The organism is Methylobacterium sp. 37f, from assembly GCF_023093475.1.
Classification (GTDB): Bacteria; Pseudomonadota; Alphaproteobacteria; order Rhizobiales; family Beijerinckiaceae; genus Methylobacterium.
On record NZ_JAGHKN010000116.1, the window covers coordinates 1 to 464 of the forward strand.

Consider the following 464-nt stretch of genomic DNA (forward strand, 5'->3'; position numbering starts at 1 on the left):
GTAGACCAGGTCGCCGCCCAGCGGCTGGCGATAGGAGCGGTTGAACAGGTTGTCCACGGTGAAGTCGATGCGGGTGTCCTTCAGGCCCAGCTTGGCCGGGACCCACTCGGCGAACAGCCGATGGGTGTCGTAGCTGTCGTTGGCCGCGTGATCCCAGTAGATATCGCCGGAACCGGTACCCATCCCGCCGCTGTAGCGATCGCTGGGCAGGCGGTCGGTCTTGCGCACGAACTCGCCCTGCCAGCCGAGCTTGGCATCCCATTCCGGAACCTTCAGGCCGAGCATGGCCACCCACTTCGGCGGCGGGATGTCGCGCGCCCACACGTTCGGTCCCCAGGGATTGCTGTAGGCACCATCGTGCTTGCCGGTCATCCACGAGTAGGACAGGCTGCCGAACAGCCGCTGGCTGTCGTAGAAGCTCTCGATCTCGAAGCCCTTGATGGTCAGGCCCGGCAGGTTGCGGT

General features: G+C 65.3%; 1 pseudogene. It reads right to left on the reverse strand.

Annotated features, from left to right (window positions below):
- Positions 1 to 464 (reverse strand): annotated as a pseudogene (locus J7U37_RS24890) (TonB-dependent receptor); the annotation flags it as partial.